At 72.9% G+C, this 1,371-nt stretch carries 1 protein-coding gene; it reads right to left on the minus strand.

Going from position 1 to position 1,371, the window contains the following annotated elements; all coding sequences use genetic code 11:
• Positions 1-1,370, minus strand: a 1,370-nt coding sequence (locus MYF83_RS42180; RefSeq protein WP_248966437.1) for a heavy metal translocating P-type ATPase, incomplete at its 3' end; no start/stop codon positions are given.
• Position 1,371 lies beyond the last annotated feature (1 nt).

Raw genomic sequence — 1,371 nt, forward strand, 5'->3', positions numbered from 1 at the left:
GTCATCTTGCCCTCGGTGACCGTGCCGGTCTTGTCCAGCACGACCGTGTCGATCGCGCGGGTGGACTCCAGCACCTCCGGCCCCTTGATCAGGATACCGAGCTGGGCGCCCCGGCCGGTGCCGACCAGCAGCGCGGTCGGGGTGGCCAGGCCCAGGGCGCACGGGCAGGCGATGATCAGCACCGCCACGGCCGCGGTGAAGGCGGCGCCCGCGCCGCTCCCGGTGCCGAGCCAGAACCCCAGCGTGCCCAGGGCGAGGGCGATCACGATCGGCACGAAGACGCCGGAGATGCGGTCGGCCAGCCGCTGGACCTGCGCCTTGCCGGTCTGGGCCTCCTCCACCAGCTTGGCCATCTGGGCCAGCCGAGTGTCGGACCCGACCCGCGTGGCGCGGACGACCAGCCGCCCGCCGGCGTTGACCGTGGCTCCGGTCACCGCGTCACCGGGACCTACCTCCACCGGCACCGACTCGCCGGTCAGCATCGAGGCGTCCACGGCCGAGGAACCTTCCTCGATCACGCCGTCGGTGGCGATCTTCTCGCCGGGTCGCACCACGAAGCGGTCCCCGACCTGCAGCCGGTCGCTCGGGATGCGCACCTCGCCGCCGCCGCGCAGCACCGCGACGTCCTTGGCGCCCAGCTCCAGCAGGGCGCGCAGGGCGGCGCCCGCGCGGCGCTTGGAGCGGGCCTCGAAGTAGCGCCCGGCCAGGATGAACGCGGTCACCCCCGCGGCGGCCTCCAGGTAGATGTTGCCCGAGCCGTCGGTGCGCTCGATGGTGAACGCGAACGGATGGGTCATGCCCGGCGTGCCGGCGCTGCCGAAGAACAGCGCCCACAGCGACCAGCCGAGCGCCGCGATCGTGCCGAGCGAGATCAGGGTGTCCATGGTCGCCGCGCCGTGGCGCAGGTTGGTCCAGGCGGCCTTGTGGAACGGCCACCCCGCGTACACCACCACCGGAGCGGCCAGGGTGAGCGAGAGCCACTGCCAGTAGGTGAACTGCAGCGGCGGGATCATCGCCATCGCGACGACCGGCACCGACAGCACCACGGCGGTGATCAGCCGGGCGCGCAGCGGCCGCAGCTCGTCCGCCTCCTGCGCGGGCGCGCCGCCGTCCTCGCCCGCGGGCGGGGCGGGCAACGCGGCGGTGTAGCCGGCCTTCTCCACCTCGGCGATCAACGCCAGCGGATCGAGGTCACCGGGGAAGGTGACCTTGGCCTTCTCGGTGGCGTAGTTCACCGTCGCGCTCACGCCGTCGAGCTTGTTGAGCTTGCGCTCGATGCGGTTGGCGCACGACGCGCAGGTCATGCCGCCGATCGAGAGCTCGACCGAGCCGCCGGCGCCCGGCGGTTTCTGTTCGGTGACCGAAGACATG

The sequence above is a fragment of the Sphaerisporangium perillae genome, from assembly GCF_023276435.1.
Classification (GTDB): domain Bacteria; phylum Actinomycetota; class Actinomycetes; order Streptosporangiales; family Streptosporangiaceae; genus Sphaerisporangium; species Sphaerisporangium perillae.